Annotated in this window: 26 protein-coding genes, 1 tRNA gene and 1 pseudogene; 21 read left to right on the top strand and 7 right to left on the bottom strand. The window is 40.7% G+C overall.

Annotated features, from left to right (window positions below; translation table 11 throughout):
• Positions 1 to 36: 36 nt before the first annotated feature.
• The 5 genes from PR709_RS15540 to PR709_RS15520 all read left to right on the top strand — a co-directional run bounded on the left by PR709_RS15540 (position 37) and on the right by PR709_RS15520 (position 6,696).
• Entirely contained in the window at positions 37 to 1,461 is a 1,425-nt protein-coding gene (locus PR709_RS15540) for a hypothetical protein (protein WP_154632371.1), read from the top strand.
• Positions 1,462 to 1,703: 242 nt separating this feature from the next.
• Positions 1,704 to 2,837, top strand: coding sequence for a tyrosine-type recombinase/integrase (locus PR709_RS15535; protein ID WP_047254917.1), 1,134 nt, complete (start codon positions 1,704 to 1,706; stop codon positions 2,835 to 2,837).
• A gap of 7 nt (positions 2,838 to 2,844) precedes the next feature.
• Positions 2,845 to 4,497, top strand: a complete 1,653-nt coding sequence (locus tag PR709_RS15530) for a phage integrase SAM-like domain-containing protein (RefSeq protein WP_067421879.1) — start codon at positions 2,845 to 2,847, stop codon at positions 4,495 to 4,497.
• Positions 4,494 to 6,299, top strand: coding sequence for a tyrosine-type recombinase/integrase (locus PR709_RS15525; RefSeq protein ID WP_024608498.1), 1,806 nt, complete (start codon positions 4,494 to 4,496; stop codon positions 6,297 to 6,299). Before PR709_RS15530 ends, PR709_RS15525 begins: the two co-directional genes overlap by 4 nt.
• A complete protein-coding gene (locus tag PR709_RS15520; protein ID WP_024592037.1) occupies positions 6,292 to 6,696 on the top strand; it encodes a hypothetical protein in 405 nt (134 codons plus the stop codon). The genes PR709_RS15525 and PR709_RS15520 overlap by 8 nt, the downstream gene beginning before the upstream one ends.
• Positions 6,697 to 7,217: 521 nt before the next feature.
• Here PR709_RS15520 and PR709_RS15510 read toward each other — a convergent pair.
• The gene (locus PR709_RS15510; protein ID WP_210786622.1) at positions 7,218 to 7,439 is read right to left on the bottom strand and encodes a hypothetical protein; all 222 of its coding nucleotides are present in this window, start codon (positions 7,437 to 7,439) and stop codon (positions 7,218 to 7,220) included.
• 201 nt (positions 7,440 to 7,640) lie between these two features.
• Here PR709_RS15510 and PR709_RS15505 point away from each other — a divergent pair, with 201 nt between their 5' ends.
• From PR709_RS15505 to PR709_RS15480, 6 genes are all read left to right on the top strand, one after another.
• Positions 7,641 to 8,513: a GTPase family protein gene (locus PR709_RS15505; protein ID WP_272570977.1), complete on the top strand. Its 873-nt coding sequence runs from the start codon at positions 7,641 to 7,643 to the stop codon at positions 8,511 to 8,513.
• 91 nt (positions 8,514 to 8,604) lie between these two features.
• Positions 8,605 to 9,030: an antirestriction protein gene (locus tag PR709_RS15500; RefSeq protein ID WP_272570976.1), complete on the top strand. Its 426-nt coding sequence runs from the start codon at positions 8,605 to 8,607 to the stop codon at positions 9,028 to 9,030.
• Between the two features lie 240 nt (positions 9,031 to 9,270).
• Positions 9,271 to 9,705, top strand: a complete 435-nt coding sequence (locus PR709_RS15495; protein ID WP_169342140.1) for an antirestriction protein — start codon at positions 9,271 to 9,273, stop codon at positions 9,703 to 9,705.
• 95 nt (positions 9,706 to 9,800) lie between these two features.
• The gene (locus PR709_RS15490; protein ID WP_088499150.1) at positions 9,801 to 10,622 is read left to right on the top strand and encodes a DUF932 domain-containing protein; all 822 of its coding nucleotides are present in this window, start codon (positions 9,801 to 9,803) and stop codon (positions 10,620 to 10,622) included.
• 17 nt (positions 10,623 to 10,639) lie between these two features.
• Complete coding sequence (locus PR709_RS15485; protein WP_014656726.1) at positions 10,640 to 11,122, top strand: JAB domain-containing protein; 483 nt, start codon at positions 10,640 to 10,642, stop codon at positions 11,120 to 11,122.
• 8 nt (positions 11,123 to 11,130) lie between these two features.
• Complete coding sequence (locus tag PR709_RS15480; RefSeq protein ID WP_094963069.1) at positions 11,131 to 11,352, top strand: DUF987 family protein; 222 nt, start codon at positions 11,131 to 11,133, stop codon at positions 11,350 to 11,352.
• Positions 11,353 to 11,468: 116 nt separating this feature from the next.
• Here PR709_RS15480 and PR709_RS15475 read toward each other — a convergent pair.
• Positions 11,469 to 11,612: pseudogene (locus PR709_RS15475) on the bottom strand (IS1 family transposase); the annotation flags it as partial.
• A gap of 490 nt (positions 11,613 to 12,102) precedes the next feature.
• On the opposite strand from PR709_RS15475, the gene PR709_RS15470 reads away from it, so the two are divergent.
• Positions 12,103 to 12,837 carry an outer membrane protein gene (locus PR709_RS15470; protein WP_272570975.1) on the top strand — a complete coding sequence of 245 codons (735 nt, stop codon included), beginning with the start codon at positions 12,103 to 12,105 and terminating at the stop codon, positions 12,835 to 12,837.
• 142 nt (positions 12,838 to 12,979) lie between these two features.
• Entirely contained in the window at positions 12,980 to 13,105 is a 126-nt protein-coding gene (locus PR709_RS15465) for a hypothetical protein (RefSeq protein ID WP_255456454.1), read from the top strand.
• A gap of 239 nt (positions 13,106 to 13,344) precedes the next feature.
• Here PR709_RS15465 and PR709_RS15460 read toward each other — a convergent pair.
• Together PR709_RS15460 and PR709_RS15455 are read right to left on the bottom strand one after the other, a co-directional pair.
• A tRNA-Ile gene (locus tag PR709_RS15460) sits at positions 13,345 to 13,421 on the bottom strand.
• Between the two features lie 371 nt (positions 13,422 to 13,792).
• Positions 13,793 to 14,389: a GNAT family N-acetyltransferase gene (locus PR709_RS15455; protein WP_014657597.1), complete on the bottom strand. Its 597-nt coding sequence runs from the start codon at positions 14,387 to 14,389 to the stop codon at positions 13,793 to 13,795.
• Positions 14,390 to 14,638: 249 nt separating this feature from the next.
• Here PR709_RS15455 and PR709_RS15450 point away from each other — a divergent pair, with 249 nt between their 5' ends.
• A complete protein-coding gene (locus PR709_RS15450; RefSeq protein ID WP_040132444.1) occupies positions 14,639 to 16,660 on the top strand; it encodes an NADPH-dependent 2,4-dienoyl-CoA reductase in 2,022 nt (673 codons plus the stop codon).
• A gap of 84 nt (positions 16,661 to 16,744) precedes the next feature.
• Here PR709_RS15450 and sstT read toward each other — a convergent pair whose 3' ends face one another.
• Positions 16,745 to 17,998, bottom strand: a complete 1,254-nt coding sequence (gene sstT / locus PR709_RS15445) for a serine/threonine transporter SstT (RefSeq protein ID WP_036943096.1) — start codon at positions 17,996 to 17,998, stop codon at positions 16,745 to 16,747.
• A gap of 272 nt (positions 17,999 to 18,270) precedes the next feature.
• A complete protein-coding gene (locus PR709_RS15440) occupies positions 18,271 to 19,230 on the bottom strand; it encodes a TerC family protein (RefSeq protein ID WP_004925317.1) in 960 nt (319 codons plus the stop codon).
• Between the two features lie 622 nt (positions 19,231 to 19,852).
• On the opposite strand from PR709_RS15440, the gene PR709_RS15435 reads away from it, so the two are divergent.
• The 5 genes from PR709_RS15435 to PR709_RS15415 all read left to right on the top strand — a co-directional run bounded on the left by PR709_RS15435 (position 19,853) and on the right by PR709_RS15415 (position 22,409).
• Positions 19,853 to 20,521, top strand: coding sequence for a DedA family protein (locus PR709_RS15435; RefSeq protein ID WP_004925324.1), 669 nt, complete (start codon positions 19,853 to 19,855; stop codon positions 20,519 to 20,521).
• Between the two features lie 259 nt (positions 20,522 to 20,780).
• Positions 20,781 to 21,086 (top strand): DUF883 family protein, encoded by a 306-nt coding sequence (locus PR709_RS15430; protein WP_004925327.1) that lies wholly within the window; start codon positions 20,781 to 20,783, stop codon positions 21,084 to 21,086.
• A 5-nt stretch (positions 21,087 to 21,091) separates the two neighbouring features.
• Positions 21,092 to 21,490 (top strand): phage holin family protein, encoded by a 399-nt coding sequence (locus tag PR709_RS15425; protein WP_004925329.1) that lies wholly within the window; start codon positions 21,092 to 21,094, stop codon positions 21,488 to 21,490.
• Positions 21,483 to 21,782 carry a YqjK-like family protein gene (locus tag PR709_RS15420; RefSeq protein ID WP_004925332.1) on the top strand — a complete coding sequence of 100 codons (300 nt, stop codon included), beginning with the start codon at positions 21,483 to 21,485 and terminating at the stop codon, positions 21,780 to 21,782. Before PR709_RS15425 ends, PR709_RS15420 begins: the two co-directional genes overlap by 8 nt.
• 231 nt (positions 21,783 to 22,013) lie before the next feature.
• Entirely contained in the window at positions 22,014 to 22,409 is a 396-nt protein-coding gene (locus tag PR709_RS15415; RefSeq protein WP_004925336.1) for a DoxX family protein, read from the top strand.
• Positions 22,410 to 22,503: 94 nt separating this feature from the next.
• On the opposite strand, the gene PR709_RS15410 is transcribed toward PR709_RS15415, so the two are convergent.
• Complete coding sequence (locus tag PR709_RS15410) at positions 22,504 to 23,400, bottom strand: LysR family transcriptional regulator (protein ID WP_004925339.1); 897 nt, start codon at positions 23,398 to 23,400, stop codon at positions 22,504 to 22,506.
• Positions 23,401 to 23,536: 136 nt separating this feature from the next.
• Here PR709_RS15410 and PR709_RS15405 point away from each other — a divergent pair, with 136 nt between their 5' ends.
• A complete protein-coding gene (locus PR709_RS15405; protein WP_004925342.1) occupies positions 23,537 to 24,238 on the top strand; it encodes a pirin family protein in 702 nt (233 codons plus the stop codon).
• A gap of 183 nt (positions 24,239 to 24,421) precedes the next feature.
• Positions 24,422 to 26,383 carry a BglG family transcription antiterminator gene (locus PR709_RS15400; protein WP_076914734.1) on the top strand — a complete coding sequence of 654 codons (1,962 nt, stop codon included), beginning with the start codon at positions 24,422 to 24,424 and terminating at the stop codon, positions 26,381 to 26,383.
• The last annotated feature ends 204 nt before the right edge of the window (positions 26,384 to 26,587 follow it).

Raw genomic sequence — 26,587 nt, 5'->3', positions numbered from 1 at the left:
GCTTTATGAACCACAGCAAATGATAGGCATTTTTAAATGAATGAAGATATTTATAAAGACTTCTATGCAACACTAGAGGCATATAAAACAGACCCATTTAGCTTAAGTGTTAAGCAAGCTTTTGATTGGTTTGTAGAGTTTATTGGGCAAGAAGAGTGGGCAGTTAGGAAAGGGAAAGTCGTTCAATACTTTCAAAACATGAACCAATCGATATACAAGAAAAATGATGGCGAAGCCATCAAGAAGGGTAAGAATAGGATAGCAATGTACGAGGATTGGATCTCGTGGTACATGTATTTGGCTGAAGCTGTAACTGATAAGCCCCAAGTAAGTGAACCTAATCAATCATCAAGAGTCTTCCCGTTTTTTGCCATGATTGGTGACTATAGAACAGAGTTAGAGGCTATAAGTGGTATCGAAGGAAAGCTGCAAGACCTGCTTACCAAAAATATCAATCAACCTGATTCAGTATTATTCGAAATGGTCGTTGCTATTTGCTATGTGAGAAACGGTTGGGAAGTGGAGTTTATTCCGGAGACTCGAGCGCATAAAACCCCTGATCTGCTAGTAAAAAAAGGCGACGAAACATATTACGTTGAGTGTAAACGGTTGGGTAAAGTTACTGAATATTCAGAAAATGAACGAAATGAATGGTTGAAAAGATGGAATTTACTTGTTCCTACTTTTTTTCATTATCCAGATTCAACTTTTATAGAAGTGACTTTTAAGCAAGAAGTCGCAAAAACAAACCCTAACCTTTTATCTAAAGCATTTTTGGATATGGCTCAATGTGGTGCTATCAGTAAGGGGGTCTGTGTCGAGAATGATGAAATCAAGGTATGTGCTAAACACATTGATATGAGAAGGGTTGAAGAACACTTTGATAACTGGATGGTCAAGTATCCATCAGCACAATTCTATGAGTTGTTTGATGATGAGTATGTTCCTTATGGAAGTTACACCATTGCTGGCGAAATAAACTTAGTTGAAGTGGGAGAGGAAGGGGATGTCATAAACATTTTTGCAGACAAGGTTGGTAAAGTATTTTGTGCAAGGTGGCAATGTATAGCGGATGCATCTATCGATAAGAAAGCCAAAGATGTGAAAAAGTTATTATCAAAGGCAGTAAAGCAAGCTCCTAATGATTTCCCTACAGTTATTCATATTGGCTACGAAACTCTTCATGGTCCAGAAATAGAGATTATACGAGACCAAAAAATAACAAGTCTCATATCTGAATTTGAATTTGGTGATCAGAGTGTTGCATCAGTATTTTGTCATTCATTTCAACCGAGACATTTTGCTGATGGAAACTGGGATTTTGCTGAAACTACCAGATATTACGGTATAGAAATGAATCCGGATGCGGTCTTAAAAGAAAATTTGCTATTACAAAGGGAAGGAGTTGAAACCAGTAATGATTCGCATTGGATGCAAGACTTGCGAGAATACATGAATTAGGGTCATTACAAGAGTTTAAGGTTTCAAGATTCAACATACTTTTCCTAATCCTACAGAGACGTTTTGAAGTATCAGGTCTAGCACGTTTATGTCCATCTTCGAGTTAGCCAATGTGGCTAGCTCAGATCTGCCCCGTAACGTGTTACATATCACGGTACGCATAAAAAATTCCAATTCTCATAGCGAAGCATAGAACCACTCTTTATACCGACTGTGTGCATGTACAGTTCAGCGAGGTTGTTATGCTCTGCATCAAATCCACATCTGACTTTGAGATAGAAAGCGTCAAATACCCTAACTTCCCTTTGCTAACTTGGGAGACTGATAATTCAGATCTAGGGATTGAATCAGGAATGCTTTGTGTAGAGGCGTTGCAGTTCTTGGTATATGAGTGCTTAAAACGAGGTCGAGTGAATAGTGAGAACACTTGGTGGACGTATGGCAATCACCTAGCTCAATTCCTGACATTCTGTGAGCAGAACAGTTTGGATTGGCGAGACATTTCAGAAAGCAGTGAAGATGAAATGTTAGTCAGTGCTTATCGTGACCTTTGTGTTGGTGAGTTTGGCATGTCGGTAAATTCAACCAATCAGCATTTAAGAACGATAGTGCGTTTCTATTCTTATGGCGTCGGTAAGTGGTTTAAGTCATTACCTTACTCTCTAGAATCCGTTTCAGTGAATAAAGGCCAGCAGTTTTTAGCTCATACAGAAAGAAATGGTGGTAAGAAATACAGCTCTGATTTGATGATGAAAACCTTTGAGAAAAAAGCTCAATTTTTATCGGTAATTGAAGTGCGAGATCTTTTATCTGCGATTGAAAATTCAACCTTAAAGCTGATGGTTCGCTTATGTCTACAGACAGGAATTAGACGAAAAGAACTGTTGCTGTTTCCCTTGAATATAATAAGAAAGCCTACTGGAAACAGAGCTTACTATGAGGTCAATATTTCACGAACCAAAGGTGAGAAAGAGCGCAAAATACACATCCCGACACGATTGATGGAGGACTTGTGGCGTTATGTCAATGAGGCTCGTTTTCAGAAGCAACAAGAGTCGGAAGTGGAGTCAAATTGCTTGTTTTTAACGCCTGATGGTCAAGGGTGGGCTTCTCAAGGTTCTGCTTTTGGTAAGGCTCTCAAGTCGCTTAAATTACCCTTTCACGTATCACCGCATATGTTAAGGCATACTTATGCAACGCACATGCTGAAAGGAATGTTAGAGCATAAAAGCAGTAAATTTGAACCGTTGATGTACCTACAAGCTCGGCTTGGACATTCAAGTATCACAACCACGATGAAATATTTACATTTGGTTAATGATTTGGTCGATGACTTGTCGATTGAGTATCAACAACAGATTGATGCGATTGTGTAGGTGAAATATGGCGAGACAAAGAAAAAAACTGTCTATTAACAAAGACAAGCTAAAGAAAACATCGGCAGTAGAGTCAACAACTGACACTGCTCAAAATCGAGAAATAGTCCGACCAATCAACCCTGTAGTGAATTACCCGAATATCGGTTCAAAAGGTGGCAATGGTTCTAACGTCAATTTTACTCGTTTCTATGGCAAAGGTTATGACGACATTACAAATCGAGTGTACTACACCGCAAAAGCTCTGCTGAAAAATACCGATGCTCTTAGCGAGGAAACTCAAAAAGGTTATTTTAAAAATGGTTTTTTCCATTTCGCTGAATACCTTACATTATTTAGGTATTCAGCGGGTGAGGACTTAACACAAGATGACATTACGCCAGAGTTGATCGAGCAATATTTACTGCACCTTAGAGGTTGTGAGTTAGGGTATAACACCCTAAAAGGTTACTACACTCATCTCAAGTCAATGCTGATACACATGAGGGACAAGGGCTATTGGTCAGTCATTGATGACATAAACCTAAACAGTGATTTCTTTCCTAAGAGCCCATTTCCAAATTCAAGTAAACGTGCAAAGGGCGAGAAACCACTGACTCCCCATGAAAAAAGGCAGGTGGTGGTTGCGCTAAAACAAGCAATTAAGCCGATTTATCAAAAGACCGAACCACTAACAGGTTATCAGTTAACACTGTGTTTGTTAGCTGTGGCGATTCAGACAGGCATCAACACATCTCCGCTTCTCAATATGACTACCGACTCATTGACCGACCACCCACTTAAAGATTGCCGCAAGCTCTTAACCGTATTCAAAAAAAGAGGCAACTCCACGCAATTGCACAATTTACGAAAATCACAGGAACTTGAAGTAGTGCAAGGAATAAAGCTTGATGTGGCTTATCTTATTGAGGCTATCATTGAGCGTAATAGCCAAGTGAGAAAGTCTATCGATTCCGACTTGTTATTTGTCTATGAGTCTAGAGTTGCCCACATAGGTGCCGAGAGAGGTACGGCCTCCTCTCTAGCAGAAAGGCTGCTTAGATATAACATCAAAAAATTCATCAAAGAGTACGACTTAAGAGATGAAGATTGTCGAACGATGAAACTTAATGTAAGCCGTTTTCGCAAGACGTTCATCAATGGTATTTATGAGCTGAGTGGTGAGAGTTTGTTAATTGCTGCGCGGCAAGCCAAACACAGTGGGACAGGAACGCTTGACCACTACCTGCAAGCTCCCGAGCAATCAAAGCGCAACTTGGGCTTAATGGGTGAGATACGAGTTAAAGAGCTAACGTGCGCAGAGCCAAGCGTCCCTGTAGGGCATTGTAAAGACCCTAAGAATGGCGATAAAGCACCGAAAAATGGCTCGTTCTGTAATGACTTTTTAGGCTGCTTCCGCTGTAAAAGCTTCGTTATTACAGGTGATGATTTGTATAAACTCTTTAGTTTTTATTGGGCGATTATTCGAAGCCGTGACGAGTTTGGTCGTAAAGACTGGAAGCGTCATTTAAAAAATGTTCTAAGAATCGTAGATGAAGAAGTTGTCCCTGAATTTGCTAAGCTTGGCCAGCTACAGCGTGTAGAGACTGAAAAAGAACGGGCAAGATCTAATCCACATCCGTACTGGCAAAACCTTGATATGTTGAAGGTGACGCAATGAGTTCAATTGAGTTAATACTCACACAAGCTGAGTTTGCAATTCAGCAATGTCCAAAGCCAAGCACCAGTGCGCTTGAGCAAGTCATTGATGGCTCTCTAACGGGTATCGTGACCTACATTAAACTCGCCAATGGTGAATACCAAACGCTATCTCGATTTGAGGAAGATGTATGGGTGTTTCCTGCTAGTAAAGGTACGAAAGCAACTATAGCAAGTGCATTAAACCTTACTTTTTCTACGATTGATGATACTCAAATGAAGCGCATGGCAAAGTGGGTAATCTGGAGCAAATTCAAAAAGGGGTTAGCTCTTAATACTCTTGTGAAAACATTGGACAAGTTGAAAAGTTATTTTCAGTGGGTTTTAAGTTCAGATACTACAGTTACACATGGGCTGACAGCTTTTACCTCAAATGCCTACGTTAGGCATGTAAATACCCTGCACTCAAAACGAAAAGGCGAGACTAAACCACTGACAGCAGTCACCAAGGTGGATAGATTCCGCATTCTAGAAGACCTTTATTACCACTGCAAAGAGTTTGATTTTGTCAAAGAGCATCCTTGGCCTCAATCAACCGCTAATGAGCAAGCAGGGTATGTTGGTGAAGCGTATCGGGAAGCCATTACCAAAGGTAAGACCCCCATTATTCCAAATAAAGTGCTAATTCCGCTGTGCCAGTTTACTAAATCATACCTAGATAAAGCTGATGAAATTCTGAAATCGTCAAAAAAGAGAGAAACATTGCTACTGCGAGATAGCTGTATCTTCTGGCTGTTACTCACAACGGGTATGCGTATCCATGAAATATTAGGCATTAAGCGTGATGCGTATCGCTCTGAAACGAAAGGTGACACCACTTACTACCACATCGAAACTGTCTCTGAGAAAACACATACAGGGTTAGCTGAGTGGATTGCGCCAAGGATAGCCACGGAAGCGATTGATATTCTTGGCCGTTTGAGCGCTCCACTTCAAGATCAACTTGAGTGTGATTTACTAAAAGCGAAAGCAAGCAACGATCATGTGGAAGCACATCGACTTGAGGAAATATCAAACCACATCTGCCTATCGAAAAACCTGGGAAAAGGAAACGCAATTTACCTATTGTCAGGGGTGGCAATGACTAACGCTAGGTTGCCAAACTTATGTGAACAGATAGGGAGTAATTGGAACCTATCAGCGCACCAATTCAGACGTACCTTTGCTAATTATGCGGTTCACTCTGAATTAGGTGACTTGAGAGCATTAAAAGATCACTTTAAACATTGGTCAATTACCATGACCACTTTGTATGCCTTTAATGATGCTTTGGATGCTGAATTGTTTGAAGAAATGCTTCGAGAGAAATATCTGGTTGAAGAAGAAATTAAGCAAGATTGGTTTGAACTAGACACGCCTATCACTGGTGGCGACATAGCTCAAAACATCATGAAGGTCCGTGAGGATAAAGAGTTAATTAAATCTTTTGGCTCTCTTAGTGCTATGGCAAAGGCATACTCTAGCTCCATACCAATTCGCTCAACAGGTATTGGGTGGTGCACCAATGATGATGAGTGTAAGTGTGGTAAGCCTGATAGCTGTGAAAGCGGCATTGTAGATAAGCGACACCTGCCTTATTGGGAGGGAATGCTAGTGCAGCAAATGAAACTGATGCAATTGGATGATATTGGTGAAGCTGGTAGAGCGGCGGTAAAAAAAGGCATGGAACGCTGTGAAAAGGTTCTAGTGGCATTGGGTATTGATGTTGAAGCTATGAAGCAAGAGATTAACGAGAGAAAGGATATCGAGGTGATAAATGTCTAACCAGAAAGAAAAAGCGACACATAAAGCGGTTCGACTTGCCATTGTTCGAATCGAAAAAGGTCGTCCAAATACTGTTTCTCATAAACGTAAAATGAGTGTCGCTGCCGTTGCCGAAGAAGCAGGTGTAAGTCGAGCATTGATTCACCGTGATTGCCCTGAACTATTAGAGCGTATTAAAGGCGGTGTAAACAAAGACATTCGACAGCAACGTGATGCCAAACAAACTGAACTTAATAAATACAAAGACCGCAATCGAGAGTTGCGGTCTGAGGTGGCAGAATTGAAAGCTATGCTCGCTAAAGTTCAATCACAAAATGCTACGTTAATACGAAAAAACATGGCTCTGAGCAATGCTCGTGCGGACAATAACAATGTAACGCAACTAATATACAGCTAATTGCCTGAATTTAATGGTAATAATTTCAAATTAAGGTTACTTTTGAGATAGTTAAAAACATCCAAAAGTGTAACCTTAAACAAAGTTATATAAAACATAAGGTTAGCTACAGTTACATGTAACGAACTATTTATAATTAATGTCTTCCGACACCAGGCAGTTGAAAGACCACACCATGCAATTATCCATTTGAGCAGGCGTTCTCTGTCCAGCTCAGCCATTCTGGTGACGATTGTTGGCTAGTAATTACAGTTTCAAAAGCGTGAGGTTTCGTGAGGAGTTATTGACTGAAATACGTTAGCAAATGTTAGTATCAAAACGTTTACAATTGTTAACATCTCACCGGTAATGATCTTAGGATTTCTTAAGGTTTTGGCATTAGAAAAACGTTAAGAATTGCTTTCTCGTTTAGCATCGTCCATTACTTTCTTAATGGTTGGTATTGCGCCTTCATAATTAAAATAACCACTTGATGGGTGATACAAATAGGCTACTTTAACATTATCATTTAACGCAGGAACCTATTCACCTAACATAGAGCCTAATACTATAACTACATCGGGCTTCAATGATTCTATAACGGCTAAAAACAGCTTTTCTGCTTCTTCCCACATTTCATTCGTTGGCCTAATTCGTCCTGACTCCCCAACAATGCCCTGTACGTAGTTGTAAAACGCCACATGCTCCCAGAAATTAGAGCGTGTATCTTCTGATAGTTCATCTTCACTATATAGCCCTAACACAGCTTTAGTAATTTTAGTAAAAAACGCATTAGGATGATCTTGGGCGTTATGTTTTACAACATTTTGAGTCCAATCACTATCTGGCTCATCATCATTTTCAGCGTAATGAGACTCAATAAGGGCAACTCAGTATTACAAAAAATCTCAGATATATATTATCTCCTTGAATAGCTATCATTTTCTTTTATTTCAAGGAGTAATATGCATCACAACGCTCACTTTAAAACCCTCCTATCGACTCTACCGACTTCATTCCAAACCTCTTTTTTCAACCAACTCAATCACCTAATCAACTATTCCCCCACCATTGGTCTAATGGGGAAAACAGGGGCTGGAAAATCCAGTCTGCTAAATGCGCTGTTCCAATCCCAACTATCGCCTGTGAGTGATGTCTCCGGCTGCACACGCCAAGCCCAACGCTTCAGCATGACGATGAACAACCATACTCTCACTTTTGTAGATTTACCCGGTGTGGGGGAAAACCTTGAGCGGGATAAAGAGTACCACCAGCTCTATCGCAACTTATTACCAGAACTGGATTTAATCATTTGGGTACTCAAGGCCGATGACCGAGCATGGTCTTCTGATGAACAGTGCTATCGCTTTCTCACGAAGAAATGCGGTTACCAACCTAGTCAATTTCTATTTGTCTTGAATCAAGCCGATAAAATAGAGCCTTGTCGCCAGTGGGATGAATACAAGCATCAACCATCCTCAGAGCAGACCTATAACTTAAAATTAAAGCAACAAGCCGTCATAACCGCCTTTAAGCCACATCATCCAGTGATAACAGTTTCTGCGGTCGAAAACTATCAACTCGCTGAATTAGCAGAGCAACTCATACAGGCGTTACCGGCGCAAGCCAGTAGCGGAGTAGCTAGGCAACTGAACACCTCTTACCGGACGCAATCGGTGGAGAACACCGCACGTAACGATTTTGGGCAATGTGTCAGTGATATTGTGGATACCTTAATCAATATCATTCCCTTGCCGCCATTGATAAGAAGTACGGTTAACACCGTTAAAAACAGTATCGTCTCCGTCGCTAAATCCCTGTGGAGAATGTTCTTTTAACCTCTTACATTAAACCATTAATTATCACTCTCAGCGCCAGTCCCGTTAAGAACTGGCGCTTTTTTATTTCTTTTTCTTGGAGTATCAACTGATGAATAATTCAACTGAATGTGCAATTACAATGACACTCGTTCCCGATGAGCAACGCCTGGATTTTTGGATCAACCACTTCGGGAGCGTGAAAGGCTGGAGCACCTTTGAAGTGGTCATCTTTACCACTATGGGACAGTTTTGTGATGACTATCAGGGTGGGTATTGGGAATATTGCACTTTATCTAATGGCGGCGCTTTTATTTATCCCGATTTAAATCAAGAAGAGCTTACGCTGTTCAACCCGCATAACGGCAATGAAGCGAACGTTAAGTGTGAAGCGGCAGGCATTGCCGTGTGTTTGATGATGTACAGTTTATGGTCATTTCAAACGGAAAGTGACATCCTCGTCGATCGCTTTTATCAATTGCGTGATTATGCGGCACAACACCCAGAACGTTCCGCCATTTTCCATCTAATCGATTAACCACGTCCTTATTTACGCCTTCGTATTATCTGATTCATTATAAAAGCATCATCAGACTAACCCATTAATTAACTTACATTTATTTTTATATCTATATTATTTTAGTGAATCAATCATCAGAATGAGTCACTAAAAATGATACTCAATATACCCATCATTTCGAGAAAGCTCTGCACCGCAAGGTGTAGGGCTTTTTTGCTTATTACTGTCTATCAATATCGACTGAATTGGAGTTCTATTATGTTTACCTTACAAGAGCAAGAATCAACGGTTATCAAAACCAACCTCGTCAATTCCCGTGGTCGTAGTACCTTCTGGCGTTTTTACTTTGGTACTGTGCCAGACTGGCAACGTATTGAAGGCGATATCTTTAACATGATGGATAAGATGTGTGAGGTCTATCAAGGTGCTTTCTGGGAGTTCAGTATGCTGTCTAATGGCGGCGCATTTATCTGGCCTGATATGCTCGAAACCTCCCTGCAAATGTTTAACCCGCATAACGGAAATGAAGCTGAGTTAAGCCCGGAGGCAGCTGGTATTGCTGTCTGTTTACTGGTGTATAGCATCTGGTCATTTAAAACCGAAAGCCCTGTGCTGGTGGAATATTTTTACCTGTTGCGTGATTACGCTATACAGCATCCGGAGCAAGCTCAAATCTTTCACCTTATAGACTGATTTATCAGTCACGGTTTTATCTTTCCCCCACCAGCAATCTTCATTTAATTCATTTATCGAATTATTTATCAGTTTAATTATTGAGGAGAACCCCTATGTCTCGTTTAGCTTCCCGTTTTGGCAATGCTTGCTCTATTCGTCGTGACCGCCCGCTAACTACCGAAGAGTTATTTCGCACAGTACCCAGTGTGTTTTCAGAAGAAAAACACGAATCCAGAAGTGAACGTTATACTTACATCCCTACGATTACCTTATTGGATAGTCTTCAAAAAGAAGGCTTCTATCCATTCTTTGCATGCCAAACGCGTGTACGAGATGACAGCCGTCGTGATCATACTAAGCATCTGTTACGGCTGAGACGCCATGACCAAATTACGGGCAGCCTAGTGCCTGAAATCATCTTACTCAATAGTCATGATGGCTCATCGAGTTATCAGATGTTACCGGGGATGTTCCGATTCGTTTGTCAGAATGGCTTAATTTGCGGACAAACCTTTGGTGAGGTGCGTGTACCGCATAAAGGTGATGTGGTGGAAAAAGTGATTGAAGGAGCTTATGAAGTGTTAGGGCTATTTGAACGCATGGATGAGCAACGTGATGCCATGCAGTCCCTATTATTACCGCCACCAGCCCAACACATCTTTGCTCAATCTGCTCTCACATATCGTTATGGTGAAGCGCATCAGCCGATCACTGAAGCGCAAGTATTACAGCCACGCCGTGTAGAAGATAAGAAGGACGATCTTTGGACGGTGTACCAACGTTTGCAAGAAAATTTAATTAAAGGGGGATTATCAGGCAGAAATGCGAAAGGTAAACGCGCTCGCACGCGTTCAGTGAATGGGATTGATGGTGATGTGAAGCTTAACCGAGCCTTGTGGGTGATGGCTGAAAATATGCTTCAACTAGCCTCGTAATGATGGAGATATTAACAATGGAGAGTATCAATACTTATACGAATACCTTAACACTGCTTCCTAATGAACAACGTACTATCAAACGTGCGTTGACCATACTGGATAAGTATCTGCGTGAACCGGGTATTGCTTTTACATCAACGCAAAATGTGAGGGATTGGTTACGGCTAAAAATGTCAGCATTAGAGCGTGAAGCGTTTATTGTGCTCTACTTGAATCAACAAAATCAGTTGATAAGCAGTGAAACCCTGTTTGCTGGCTCGATTAGCAGCACACAGGTTTATCCTCGTGAAGTCGTCAAACGAGCACTGCATTTTAATGCTGCTGCCGTTATCTTTGCACACAACCATCCGTCAGGCGATATCACGCCAAGCCAAGCGGATAAATCTATCACGCAACAATTAATAAAAGCATTGCAGCTAATTGAAGTTCGAGTACTTGACCATCTGATCATCGGTGGTCAGCAAATCTTCTCTTTCGCTGAGCATGGCTTAGTATGAGGTGAACCATGAATATCATCCGTAAATCCGCAGCAATGAAGATCCATCAGCAACATTTAGGCTCTCGCCTTGCTCGTTATTGTGGGGGAAAGTATAAATGGGTTGGTAATAGCGAGCATTATATTGGTAAGGAGGTGCCAGATTGTCGTGGCGTGTTAGCTGTTTACGTTGAACGTCGCCAAGACAGAGATGGCCCTTATGCGTGTGTCATGTGTGTGACATTGAATTGAATAAGTACTGATCACTTTGAGTTTATCCTATATTGGATGGATAAATTAAGCCTACTTCCACTTTGATTAGTATTTTTATAAAAAATGGGTCACGTATCCAAAGGGTTGATGGCATTTCAAACGTAATACGCTCGCTCAATGAAAGTCCCAATGATCTTGTCATGCATGCCAGATGATTTTGAATACCCTAACGTCTTGCGATTAAGTCGTTTCAATCGGTTACGCAACGTCAGATTTTCACGCTCGATTCGCTGGAGAAAAAAGACTGGATTCGATGGAATACATCAAACCATTGGGTCTTAACGGAGTTCGGTTTTCATATCGACAATATGGGTAAACGACGTTGTTTATAAAGCGTTAGGGTTAACATAAAGACTTATCCCGTATTTTGGTATTTGATAATATCGAGCATACCAACCTATTCAATAAAGGAGAGCATTCTTTCAACATCATTTTATTCCCTTCTATTTTGACTCACTTTCTCATCAACTCTTTTTCTTATTTAAGAACCGAAACAACAGTTGATCGATTATGCCGATCGATAACAGTTTATTGACAGATATGATCGATATTACCGATCGTATTTTAATTATTGATAGGTAAAACAGATCGATTAAGTTAAACTGTCTCACGCTAAATTATCTTTATGTCAGTGATATTAAGGTGATTGAGTCAAATCTTTCATGCCTTCCACTGACATAACGCGATTCAACCATACTTAATGTGATATTGATTAAAAGGAAATCAATCATGAAAAAAGCGTTTATTGTTCCCGCCCTAATGGGGTGCATTTCATTACCGGCATTCGCTAACACGGATGACAGTAAAACGGGGCTTTATGTCACGGGGAAAATGGGTGCATCCATTGTGCAGATGTCAGGTCAGCAATTTGTCTACAGCGGCTATGCTGATGCCGGTGATAATGGTACAAAAAATGGAGATAGCCATCGTACGGGTGTATTTGGCGGCGGACTTGCGTTGGGTTATGACTTTTCCAATCAGTTTGATATCCCTGTTCGCGCTGAATTGGAGTTTATGGCGCGTGATAAAGCGAATTCAACCTACAACATCCGCGACCGTGTGCGTAATGGCGTACATCAAACTCGTGATATTAAAAACCAAATCAAACTCAATACGTTAATGGTCAATGGGTACTACGATATTAAAAATAGCTCAGATTTCACGCCGTATATCTCTGTCGGGCTAGGCTATGCGGCCGTGGATTTTAAAACCACCCGCGCTGATGCTTATACTCCAGGACTCTCTCTGCATGATACTCACACGCATACCGCCAATAACTTTGCCTGGAGTGTCGGTGTGGGGGTGAACTATGCCATCAATGACGATTGGGATATGGGTCTAAGTTATCGCTATTTAGATGCTGGAAAAGCCGACATCACGACAGCGGTAGGCGATGGGGAAAACACCTCAAAAATCAAAGTGAAGGCCAATGACATCATGCTTGGTTTGACTTACCGATTCTAATCTCTGGCATTCAGCCTTATAGATTACCCTCAACTTACCTAGCCAACATGCCTTTTTGATGTTGGCTATTTTATTGATTAAACAAAAAAACAACCGCGGTTAAATTTTAACCACAAAAAAATTGTAATAAAAAGAGGTAAAAATGAATTCAATTAATCATATTCGTTTAGGTGTTGAACGAATTTTTTTCATCATTAGCTTAGTGCTAGTATTCGGTTTTACAGTCATCATCGCCAATCACTATAAGGTCCACATTGGGGATATTTGAATGTGTGAAGTATTGATGTAACTATTGTAATAGGTGAGTATTATTTTATTCACCTCTCCTTTAATCACTACATTTAGCTCAATCATTAAATCGAAAATTTACTTATTTGAATAAGATTAAGCTAGAAGTCTAAATCTGTAGTTATCTGACCCAAAACCTTACCTGACCCATTACCTGACCCAAAATCAGCTAAAAACAAAAAGGAGTTAGATGATTAACATCTAACTCCTTGATAAATTTGGTGGCCCCTGCTGGACTTGAACCAGCGACCAATCGATTATGAGTCGACTGCTCTAACCAACTGAGCTAAGGGGCCAAAGTGGAAGCGATTATACGTGCTGTTTTCTCTCAGGTCTAGTCTTTCAAAACTGTATGGTGATTTTCTACGCAATTCCATTTTCTGCTTTATCATTCAGCAAGATATCATTACTCAAAATGATAACTCTTGTTCAAAGAGCCGCATTTATCCCTCTTCCCTCTGCCTTTTAAACAAGTATTTTTACAACTCAGCACTGATAACAACCAAATGCTATGCATAAAAAATCAAAAAAATTAGTCTAACTATATAAAAATCAAACGATTTAATTGATAATGACTATTTCTTAAACAGAAAACAGCACCGATTAACCAACCTCTCTTATTGATTAATCACAGAGACTTATTTTTTATAAACTCAGCGAATGGCTACTAGCGAGGTTTCTCCAATTGCCACTGTAGATGGTGTTTTATCGATGGCCACTCTGACGCAATAATACTGTATACGCAGGTATCCCGTAATTCACCAGTACGAGTATACATATGACTTCTTAGTACCCCGTCAAGTTTAGCGCCCAGTCTCTCTATCGCCCTTCGACTTTGCTGATTTAAAAAATGAGTTCTAAATTCCACGGCAACGCAAGATAAGGTTTCAAACGCGTGTTGGAGTAACAAGAATTTCGCTTCTGTATTAATTGCAGTTCGTTGAACTTCTCGACTATACCAGGTTGCACCAATTTCAACTCGACGAGTCTCTTGGTCAATTTTATTGTAGGCGGTCATCCCAACAGCTTTACCTGATTTTTTATTCATCACTGCAAAAGGTAGCATTTCTTGTTGCTGATATAACTTTAAACGCCGTTCAACATCTTTAGCAAGGTTTTCTGGTTCAGGTACTGAGGTATACCATAGTTTATGTAAACTATCTCGTTGAATAATTTCCATAAATTCAGAGTCATATTGGTGGGACAGCAGCTCCAGTTTTACAAAGCCCCCTTCAAGTTCTATAGCCTCGCAAATCGTTTTCATCGTAACCATCCTTTTTCGTACAATGGTAAAATAGCTTTACTGGTTAAGTTCCCTAATAGCCACCCTGTTTTACACGCCAATTATGACAAAAAAATAAAATCGTCTGTGCCGACCTAGACTACCTGCAATTTACCAATAAATCATATGATAAATATCACATTTTTTTAACATATTTTTCTATTGTCCCCATCATTGCGCTAGAGTTAACTCATCTGACCTGTTAATAAAATCCCGCAGGGGAGCAAAAATATGAGCAATTTTCCACATCTTTTTACCCCACTGAATTTGGGGCACACAGTACTAAAAAACCGTATTTTAATGGGTTCCATGCATACGGGGCTTGAAGAACATCCGGAAGGAAGCCAGCGTTTGGCTCATTTTTATCGGTTACGCGCAGAAAATGGTGTTAGCTTAATAATTACAGGAGGGATCGCACCAAATAAAGAAGGTGCCTTAACCGCTCATGGCGCGGTGCTCAATACTCCGGAACAGTTGCCTTTTCACCAAGAAATCACCCAAGCAGTACACAGCGCTGACGGTAAAATTGCTTTGCAGATCTTACATGCGGGTCGTTATGGTTTTCATCCTCATATTGTTGCCCCTAGTGCCATCCAAGCTGAGATCATTCCATTTACCCCCAACGCTCTCACAACAGAACAAATTAATAAAACGATTAATGATTTTGTCACCACAGCAAAACTCGCACAGCAAGCAGGCTATGATGGCGTCGAAATAATGGGCTCAGAAGGCTACCTTATTAATCAATTTATCGCTAAGCGCACAAACCATAGAACTGATGAATGGGGAGGAAGTTACGATAATAGGATCCGCTTCCCTCTCGAAATTGTCAGTAAAATCCGTCAGGCAGTGGGTGAAAACTTTATCATTATTTATCGCCTCTCAATGTTAGATCTCGTAGAGGAAGGTTCCAACTGGGAAGAAATTGAATATTTAGCGAAAGCGATTGAGCAAGCTGGCGCAACAATGATCAACACAGGTATTGGTTGGCATGAAGCGAGGATCCCAACTATTGCAACACAAGTACCACGTCATGCATTTAGCTGGGTAACAGAAAAATTAATGGGAAAAGTCACCATTCCTTTGATCACAACGAATAGGATCAACGATCCCTTTGTTGCCGAACGGATCATTAGTTCAGGTCAAGCGGATATGGTATCGATGGCTCGCCCATTCCTTGCCGACGAAGCATTTGTTCGGAAAGCACAAGAAAATCGTGCTGATGAAATCAATACTTGCATTGGCTGCAATCAAGCCTGCCTTGATCAAATTTTTAATGGCAAGCTCGCTACCTGCCTAGTGAATCCTCGGGCCGTAAAAGAATTGAATTATCCCGATGAACAGGCGACACAAATAAAAACAGTAGCCATTGTTGGTGCAGGCCCTGCCGGACTCTCTTGTGCCATTTATGCAGCCAAACGCGGTCATAAAGTGACTTTATTTGAAAAAGCCAATCAAATTGGTGGCCAATTTAATATGGCTAAACAGATCCCCGGAAAAGAGGAGTTCCACGAAACAATCCGCTATTTCTGCCGCCAACTGGAAATTCTAAATATTGAAGTCAAGCTTGAACATCAAGCGCATATTCGTGACCTTATTGGTTACGATGAAGTTGTTATTGCAACGGGGGTTGTGCCCAGAACCATTAATCTAGAAGGGCGTGAACACCAGAAGGTACTCTCCTATATTGATGTACTAACTGGAAAGCGCTTGGTAGGCCGTTCGGCTGCTATCATTGGTGCCGGGGGAATTGGCTTTGATATTGCTGAGTTTTTAAGCCAAAAAGGCCCAAGCAGCAGCTTGAATATATCGTTATTTAATCAAGAGTGGAATATTGATACCAGCATCAACTCGACCGGGGGAATATTGAGCCAATCTCCTCATCCTATCCCCTCTTCTCGCCAACTCTATTTGTTACAACGCAAAAATAGTAAAGTTGGCGCTGGGCTAGGTAAAACCACAGGCTGGGTTCATCGTTTATCACTCATGAAGCGTGGCGTGCAGATGTTTAATGGTGTTGAATATATGCGAGTTGATGATGATGGCTTGCATATTCGCTATCAAGATAAAATACATTGCCTCCCCGTCGATAATGTCATTCTTTGTGCAGGCCAAGAGCCATATCACCCATTAAAAGAGCCTCTCGCAGAGCATGGGATTCAAGCTCACGTCATTGGTGGCGCTGATGTCGCTGCTGAGCTTGATGCAAGAAGAGCAATTGAACAGGGAATGAAAGTAGCCTATCAGCTATAAAAAGCGCCATATTTATAATGCTAACCTATAAAAAAACCCGCTATCCGTCAGCGGGTTTTTCTATGGATATTTACCGAGACTAAACTAGTCTTTTTGTGATAATTGCGCTGTAGGATCAGCCAATTTCTCATCTTCAGCAAGGCAAACCGCTGCTGTAAATAGTACGTCAGTCGAAGAGTTAAGTGCTGTTTCTGCTGAATCTTGCAGCACACCAATCATCACCCCAACAGCAACTACTTGCATAGCGATTTCGTTCGAAATACCAAACATGTTACAGGCTAATGGAATGAGCAGTAAGGAGCCACCCGCAACACCAGAAGCACCACATGCGCAAACCGCAGCAACCACACTCAGTAAGAGCGCTGTCGGAATATCAACAGGGATCCCTAAAGTATGCACTGCCGCTAAGGTCAGTACTGTAATGGTAACCGCAGCCCCGCCCATATTGATCGTCGCACCCAGAGGAATAGAAACCGAGTAGGTATCTTCATGCAAATTCATGCGACGACACATCCCCATATTCACTGGAATGTTTGCAGCAGAGCTACGCGTAAAGAAGGCGGTTACACCACTTTCACGTAAACATGCGAAAACGAGTGGATACGGATTACGTTTAATTTTCCAATATACAATCAGAGGGTTAACAACTAATGCCACAATCAGCATACAACCAATAAGCACAGCGAGAACATGGAAGTAGCCTTTTAATGTTGCAAAACCTGTTATTGCGATTGTTGAAGAAACGAGACCAAAAATCCCAAGAGGCGCTAAGCGGATCACCACTCTAACAAGCTGTGTCACACTTTCTGAGAAGTCTTGAATCAGGTTCTTAGTCGTCTCGCTAGCATGGCGTAAAGCGATACCTAAACCAATCGCCCATGCGAGGATCCCGATATAGTTCCCCTTGATCAATGCATCGACTGGGTTAGCAAAAATATTCACTAACAAGCCTTTAAGCACTTCTGCAATATTTCCAGGAGGTGTTAACTGAGTATCACCGAGTGCTAATACCAGTCTGGATGGGAATATAAAAGAACCAATAACGGCTACCAACGCCGCGAAGAACGTACCTAATATATACAATACTAAGATAGGACGGATATTGGTTTTTTGCCCTTTGCGATGATTCGCAATGGATGCCATGACCAGTACCCAAACGAGTATAGGAGCAACCGCTTTTAGCGCACTAACAAACAAATCGCCCAATAACCCAACATTTTTTGCTGCTGATGGCCATAACCATGCCAATAAAATACCTGCGATCAGGCCTACGAGTATTTGCTTAACTAAGCTACCGCTCGTAATAACCTGCCATAACCCTGTTTTGTTTGTTTCCATAAGAGACCCATACATTATTTATCTTTATTAGGAATTAAATGTGTTTGCTCTGCCAGTATAAGGAATAAATACCTTATGGAAAGGCGATTATTTTAAATATAGACAATAATTTTTTATTTTAACAATATATTTACATATCTGTGATCCTAATTGTATTTTGTTTCTTATAGTAGGATAGGAAACTGAGAAATCTATGATATTTTTCAGTCTGTTAAAGAGAAAAAGCACTCGATTTTTATGCCGAGTGCTTGAGTTAATTAAGCAGTGAAAGATTAGCAGTTAGAAGCGTTTCTTTTATTAACGATAACATTAATCACTAAAGTGGCGACTAAAATTGTTGCAACCGTCCCCAAAGAGATGATCGTTGGAATGTGATAAATATCCATTAAAAGCATTTTCACACCGATAAAGGTCAAAATCACCGCCAAACCGTACTTAAGCATAGTGAATTTTTCAGCGACCCCAGCCAGTAGGAAATACATTGCACGTAAGCCTAAAATAGCAAAAAGATTTGAGGTTAATACGATAAACGGATCCGTGGTGACAGCAAAAATAGCGGGAATGCTATCTACCGCAAAAATCACATCGCTGATTTCAACAAGGATCAAGACTAAAAAAAGTGGTGTAGCAAAAAGTAACCCATTTCGTTTAATGAAAAACTTTTCACCGTGTAATTCATCAGTCATGCGTAAATGAGAACGAACCCACTTTACCAAGGGCTTATCGGTAATTGGAGAGTCATCTTCCTTTGTAAAAGCCATTTTGATACCTGTAAAGAGAAGGAACAGGCCAAAAATGTAAAGAATCCAACTAAATTGAGATACGAGCCAACTGCCTGCAAAGATCATAATGGTACGCAGTATAATCGCACCGAGTACCCCATAAACTAAAACACGTCTTTGTAAGTTCGCTGGGATCGCAAAATAGCTGAACAACATTAACCACACAAATACGTTATCAACCGCTAAAGCTTTCTCTAATACATAACCCGTTAAGAAAGCCGTTGTTTGGCTATTAGCAAATTCAAGGCTTACCGTATCTTTGAGATACCACCAAAATCCCCCAGCAAACATCAATGCTAGCGTCACCCACACCGTGCTCCAAATCGCCGCTTGTTTCATCGACATAACTTGGTCTTTATGTTTGCCTTGCCATAATAGGTCAACAAGCAACATTATGAGAATGATAACCGCGAAACTTCCCCATAAAATAGGGCTACCAACAGAGTGCATATAATTTCCTTAATTACAAAAAAAACGGCTGACACCTCAGAAGGCATCAGCCGCTTAATTGTTTTTAACCTAGAGTGACTATCTTTTGGTTGTAAACGATGAGCAAACCTTGCCTTCTGGCAAGGTCTCACTTACAACACAATAATCCTAGGTTAGGAAATTGTGGTGCTCGGCTACCGGGTGCAATATGATGAGCACCGTAATGACGATAAACCGACAAGAAGAAGTTACTCCCCTTTGCTATGACTGATAAATTAGGGTAATTAGTCCTAAAAATCAATAATCCATAGGTATAATTTGAGTAAAAATATTTAAAGACTATTGAATAAGGAAACACCTTTTTTTACCATTTTTGTCAAGAAACATCTTGGTAAAGCCCATTTTCACACCATTTATTGTAGAAAAAACGCGAGGAAGAAGATTGCGTTTTTCCGCAAAACTTAAATGAATTCTAAAAATAGAACGAGAATTCGCTGTTTAGTTATTTTTTGTTTTGTTAAAGTGGAGAGGCTTTGAACTAACAGCCTGAGGAAACATGACTTTTCACTTAGGTATTCGCATAATCCATGTCTCCCTACCCAACAATAAAATTGTTGCTGTTATTGCCGTTTAGGAAACATTAATGGAATTAGTTAAAGAATTATTTTTTGCCCTTTGGCATCAAGACTATGTCACGCTCTCCAACCCTACGTTGGTTTGGGCTATTTACCTTATGTTATTCGCTATTCTTTTTCTTGAGAATGGGGTTCTCCCTGCCGCATTCCTACCAGGTGACAGCTTATTGATCCTCGTTGGTGTTCTCATAGCAAAAGGTACACTAAGTTATCCATTGACGATTGTTATTTTGACTGCGGGCGCTAGCCTTGGTTGCTGGGTTGGTTATATTCAAGGTCGATGGCTTGGCAACACGAAACTGGTGAAAGGTTGGCTAGCCCATCTTCCTGAGCATTATCATCAACGTGCTTACGGCTTATTCCATCGCCATGGTTTAGCAGCATTATTGATTGGTCGCTTTTTAGCTTTTGTCAGGACGCTCCTGCCTACAATTGCTGGTCTAGCAGGGCTACAGAATGGCCGCTTCCAAATATTTAACTGGCTAAGTGGTCTTCTTTGGGTCTTAATCTTAACTGCTATTGGTTTTGGTTTTGGGAAAAGCCCAATATTTCTACAGTATGAACAGCATATTATGAACGTGTTGATGCTGATCCCTGTCGGCCTACTTATCATTGGTCTTATCGGAAGTATTGCCGTCGTCATTAAGAAAAAACTTTCCACAAAAAAAGTTAACTGATCACATCACGAGGCGAGAGGCAAATTACGCCTCTCGTTTATTCTCTCTGACAGTAAATACATCTTTATTAGAGCATCCGTCTTGGATATAAATTCGTTTTTTATTTAACATAAACATAATATTATTCTCTCTTACTTGAAATAAAACATTCTTTTACATTAATTTAATCAATAATTCCCCCTCTCCTCATTGCACTTACTGTAAAAATAGCTATTGTTAAAGCTGCTAACTATATTTTTCTATTGATAGGAGGTTCCATATGTCATCGAATAACTCATCAGAAGATCTACGCGCAGAACTAAAAGCACTGGCTGACTCTCTCGAAGCGATGCTAAACGATACTGGAAACAAATCGAAAGAAGAAATAGACAGCCTGAAGCAAAAAGCTCAAGATGCCTTACACGCTTCACGCGCCAAACTGAGCAACGCGGGTGATAAAATCACCGAGCAAACAAAAGAAATCGCGGGTCGTGCGGATAATTATGTGCGCGAAAATCCGTGGACTGGCATCGGTATCGGTGCTGCTGTTGGCGTCGTTCTTGGCGTATTACTCGCTAAGCGTTAATTTTTATGGAACAACAAGAGCGTCAGGGCCCCGGAAAAGGGGTCCTTAATACCTTACAACGCATCGCCGGTATCGCCGTGCAAATGGTGGAAACTCGGATCCAATTAATCGCAGTTGAATTAGAGGAAGAAAAAACCACTCTTATTCAACTCATTTTAATGGCGGGTATCACCCTACTTTTTACTGCCTTTGGTCTAATGTGCCTCATTGGTTTGATCTTTTGGTCAGTTGATCCTATTTATCGCTATCAAGCCCTTGCGATTACCACAGGCGTTTTAATATTACTCGCTATTATTGGCGCAATTTGGACCCTAAAAAAAGCGAGACAATCGACCTTACTCGGCGCAACTCGAGAGCAGTTAAAGGAAGATTCTAAAGCGTTAATGGGGTCAAAAGATGAATAAAAGCAAGCGCCTATTATTGGTTAAAAAGAAACAGCGTTTAATCAAACAAATTGAGCAACAGCGTTCTGAACTCTCTGCGGCTTCCAAAGATTGGTTACAGATGACAGAGCCTTACGATCGCTCATGGCAAATCTTTGTCACCTTCCGGCCTATTTTTGTTGCCGCTGCCGGTCTTATTTCTCTTTATACCATTAAACGGCCTCAGCGTATTTTTTCCCTAGGCAAAAAAGCGATTGCCGCTTGGAGTTTAGTGCGAACCCTCCAAGGCGTTGTTAATACGGGTAAAAAATAACCTACTCTGCTCCAAACCTGAAATCTGACCATTTCAGGTTTCCTCTCCCTGCCATTATTCAATATTTTTGTCCATCTTTGTTAATAACCTTTGCTTTTTATTGAACCAGCAAATCACTACCATAGCGTCGTTAGGTGATTTCTTGTCATTTAATGCTAAAAAAACAATTTATATCGCGATGTGTATCTCATTTTATTGACACTTGCTGACCTAGTTAGCTGGAGAATCTTAATGAAAAATTTAGAAAATAGCGTGCTATTACTTGCCCGCATTATGATGCCGATTCTGTTTATTGTTGCTGGGTATGGTAAGTTAGGTGACGCTTATGCAGGCACTCAACAATATATGCAAGCGATGGGTGTTCCCGGCTTTTTACTTCCCCTGACTATTTTATTAGAACTGGGTGGCGGGCTTGCTGTGCTTTTTGGTTTCCTCACCAGAACAGTGGCTATTTTTACTGCTGTTTTTTGTGTATTAACATCCCTGCTCTTCCACATTAATTTCAGTGTAGAGCCAAATAGTTTGATGTTTATGAAGAACATGACTATTGCAGGTGGCTTTTTATTACTGGCAGTCACAGGCCCTGGTAAATTTAGTATTGACCATTTATTGAATAGAAAATGGTAAAAGTTGCTTTTTCATCATTAACCTTTACTTGATAAATTGATAACCGAATTTGGTTGCACCTCTATAGTGCTATATAGAGGTGCTTTTTTACTCTTTATTTATTAGCAAATAATTTAGGTATTTCTCGTAAGCACCACGATTTTGCTTCACCCATACTGTCTCTGCGCCACGCCATAATAATATTCGTCTGATGGCTATATTCTGCACTGACTACACGCAAGCGCCCTTCACGAATATCTTGCTCTACCATTGGATATGGCATCGTTGCTACACCTAACCCTGCTAATAGCGCACTACGCTTATCTTCAATAGTGGAGACCGTTAATCTTTGCTGTTTATCTAATAACTGTACTGTAATAACTGGCCGTTCACGTGCGGTATCGGCCACCGCAATACCTCGATATTTAATACGTGTCGTATCTGACAGCGGCTCAGGCTCTTGGTGGATCGGGTGATCAGGGCTAGCAACATAGACATGGTTAACGCTGTATAACGACTTAGAGTTTATTTCTGAGGAGGAACGAAAGTGCATATCCGGTGCGATAACAATATCCGCCTTTCCACTTTCTAGCCGTTCCCACGCCCCTGCAAGTACTTCAGTTAAAATAGAAAGTTGCGTTTCGGATTTTTCAGCTAATTTATCCACTAACGGGAATAAGTAATACGCAGGAACTAATGCTTCACAAACAATGGTAAGGTGAGTTTCCCAACCTTTAGCGAGCGCTTCTGCATCGGATGTCAATTTTTCTGCGGCTTCAAGTAATACTCGACCTCGTTCTAACAACATCCTACCGACATTCGTAAATTTTGTTCTATGTCCTGAACGATCAAATAGAATAACATCCAACTCTTCTTCTAACTTTTGCATGGTATAACTGAGTGCTGAGGGCACTCGGCCCAATTCGTCAGCAGCAGCAGCAAAGCTACCACGCCGGTCGATTGCATCCATCACCCTTAATGATTCAAGTGTTAATGCTCTCTCTTTACTCATGGGATATCTCTTTCAGGAAATTTGAATGAAGTAAACAGATTAACTGGCTAACAATTCAACGTCCAGCTATTTATGATAACTCTATAAATTTATCAATTTTTGTGTATTTTTGTCGAGCGAAGGAGGGTTAGCCACCATGATGACATTAAGGGCAGTTAAGCACTGTGGAAAGGCTGACTATGGCTGGTTACAGGCACGTTATGCGTTTTCCTTCGGCCATTATTTTGACCCTGATTTTATGGGGTTTAAGACACTAAGAGTACTCAATCAGGAAGTTATTGCACCTGAAAGTGCGTTTCAGCCTAAAAGCTACCCACATGTCGATATTCTTAACTTTATACTACAAGGAAGTGCCGAATATCGCGATAGTTTAGGTAATAAAATCAATGTAAGTGAAGGCGAGTGTATTCGTTTCTCACCCCGTCCTGATTTAAGTTACAGTGAACATAATATGTGTCCATATAAGCCGTTAACTCGTTTGCAGTTATGGCTAAATGCTTGCCCACAGCAAGAGTACTATCCGGCCCAAAAAATTCAATTACCGCCTGATAGTAATATGTTAGTTGCTTCACCTGATGGCGAAAATGAGAGCATTCAATTACGTCAACAAATTTGGATTACACAGCTCAATATTACGCCTGAAAGTGCTCAACATATTAAGCTTAAGGGGAAAAATGCTTATCTCCAATCCATTCGTGGAGGAGCGACTCTCCAAGCAGAAAATGGCGAAACCATAGAAATGAGTTGTAATGATGGTGTATTTATCCAAAATGAAAATGCACTAACACTCTCATCATCAAAATCAATGCGCGCTTTACTCATTGACCTCGGTGCATGATCTTCAACGGGCCAAATGACCTTTTTGGCCCATACAAAAAGTGCACTATTTCTTAAAATCTCTCGGTTTTTGCGAAGATATTCTCAAATTTATGATCTGCCATACTCGGTATGTTGATAGGCTTATGATAGAGTCCAATCCATAGTCAGCCAAAATAAAAGAACTATTTTGGCTATTGAGCTTATGGTTTTAGGTCGAGAAGGTATTTTCGTGGCTTTATTCACTCAACAGCGACTCAATCAAATTTTTGCAAGTATCCTTGATGAGGTAGTGCCTCAAGATGAGCTAGCTAAGCGTTTTTCGGTATCAACCCGAACAATTCGCTCTGACATTAATGAGATAAATGCACTCATACAAAATTACAGCGCTCATATCCTCTATGAGCGAGGCCATGGTTACCGTTTAAAAGTCGATGATGAAGCGCTTTTTGCTAAACTTACCCAGCAAAACCAAGTCGAAAATAGTATTCCTCGTACCAGTAAAGAGCGTGTTGATGCGTTATTGCTAAAACTATTGATGCTCTCTTTACCCGTAAAATTGGACGATATCGCGGAAGAGTGGTTTATTAGCCGTGGAACGCTACAGCAAGATATGAGTGTTGTCAGAGAGCATCTACAAAAATACCAGATCTTATTAGAAAGCATTCCACATCAAGGGATCCGTCTTAACGGTAGTGAGTGGGCCATCCGAGCTTGCATGACCGAAACCCTATGGCGCCGCTTTTCACAGCAAATTAATCAAGACTTATCCATTTTCCAGCCTGAATGTTTAGATAACCTTGATTTGACCTATATCGATAAAGTTCTCCATAACAGTATGAACCGTTTTGATGTGCGTTTAAGTAATGAAGGGCATCTATATCTGGTATTTAATTGCGCTGTCACTATTTTACGGATCACTCGAGGCCATGAACTCACATCTATCGTTAAAGATCATGATAGTGAAGAGACGCTACGTAAAGCCTGTGAAGAAGTTTCGAAAGGGCTTATTTATTTTCTTGGCAGTGATCTATCAAGTGCAGAACTCAGCTATCTGCATGATCAAATCATCGCACAGCGCATTAGCCACCAAGATATTACTCAACAAAAAAATCATCATCATCATGAATTGGTTGAATATATTCTTAATTATATTAATGAATTATATAATTATGACTTACGTGATGATGAGAAACTCAAAAAGGATCTCAATACCCATATTGCGGCCCTGATGACACGTCTGCAATATCACATTATTACCCCTAACCCTTTGTTAAGTGATATCAAGCAATATTATCCTTTCGCCTATGATGTCACGCTCAGTGCACTGACCAGTGCAAGTAAGCAATTACTTCCTTATCCAATCAATGAAGATGAGCTTGGTTACCTTGCCGTTCACATTGGTGTCAGTTTGGAAAGGAATTATGGTGCCGGCTCTATTCGCCAGACAGAAGTGCTAGTTGTCACCGATGCGGGAAATTCCACATTTCGAGTCGTTGAATCAAAAATCATGCGTGAGTTTCCACAACTCAAATTTAGCCGAGGGTTAACTCTACAAGAATATGAGTCATTAGATGAAGTCGAAGAAGACTTTGTGATCACCACCGTTCGTATTTCTGAAAAAAATAAACCCGTGATCAAGATAGCGCCATTTCCGACGCCTTATCAACTAGAGCAGATCGGCAAATTAGCCATGATAGATCAAACCCGCCCCTATATTATTGAGCGCTTCTTTGATGAACGCTACTTTATGGTGATTAATGACAAAATCAGCCAAGAAACATTATTCCAAACGGTTTGCCATAAATTACAACAAGATGGCTATGTGACTGCGGATTTTTATCCATCATTACAAGAGCGCGAATCGATTGTTTCTACATTATTAGGCGAAGGAATTGCGCTTCCTCATTCACTGGGATTATTGGCAAATAAAACGGTTGTCGTGACGATTGTTGCCCCTAAAGGTATTGAATGGAACAAAGAGACGAAAGAAAACGCCTATGTGGTTTTCCTATTGGCGATTAGCAAGGCTGACTATGAGGAGGCTATGGCGATTTATGATCTTTTCGTTACCTTCGTAAAAGAGAAAACCACCCGTAGGCTGATTACGGTTAAAAATTTCAATGAATTCCAAGTGATCGCGAAAGACAGTCTGGCGCGTATCTAGTGGTTTGCTCGATTTATCAATCACTTTGCCTATCTCACTGCGTATTAAACGATAGGCAAAAATTCAGTGTGATAAAACGGTAGCTTCCTACTCTCGAATCACAAGGGCCTCCGGTTGCCTGAAATGAGTTCAACATCTTTGTGGTTACAGCAACTTTTAACGCAGATCATCGCTCACTTCCACTTGTTAGCGGAAAAGGGAAGA

Origin of the sequence: Providencia sp. PROV267, assembly GCF_028477825.1 — a bacterium.
In the GTDB taxonomy this organism is placed as follows: Bacteria; Pseudomonadota; Gammaproteobacteria; order Enterobacterales; family Enterobacteriaceae; genus Providencia; species Providencia stuartii.
The sequence above is the reverse complement of the archived record's forward strand: the minus strand, read 5'-3'. Positions and strand labels throughout refer to the sequence as shown.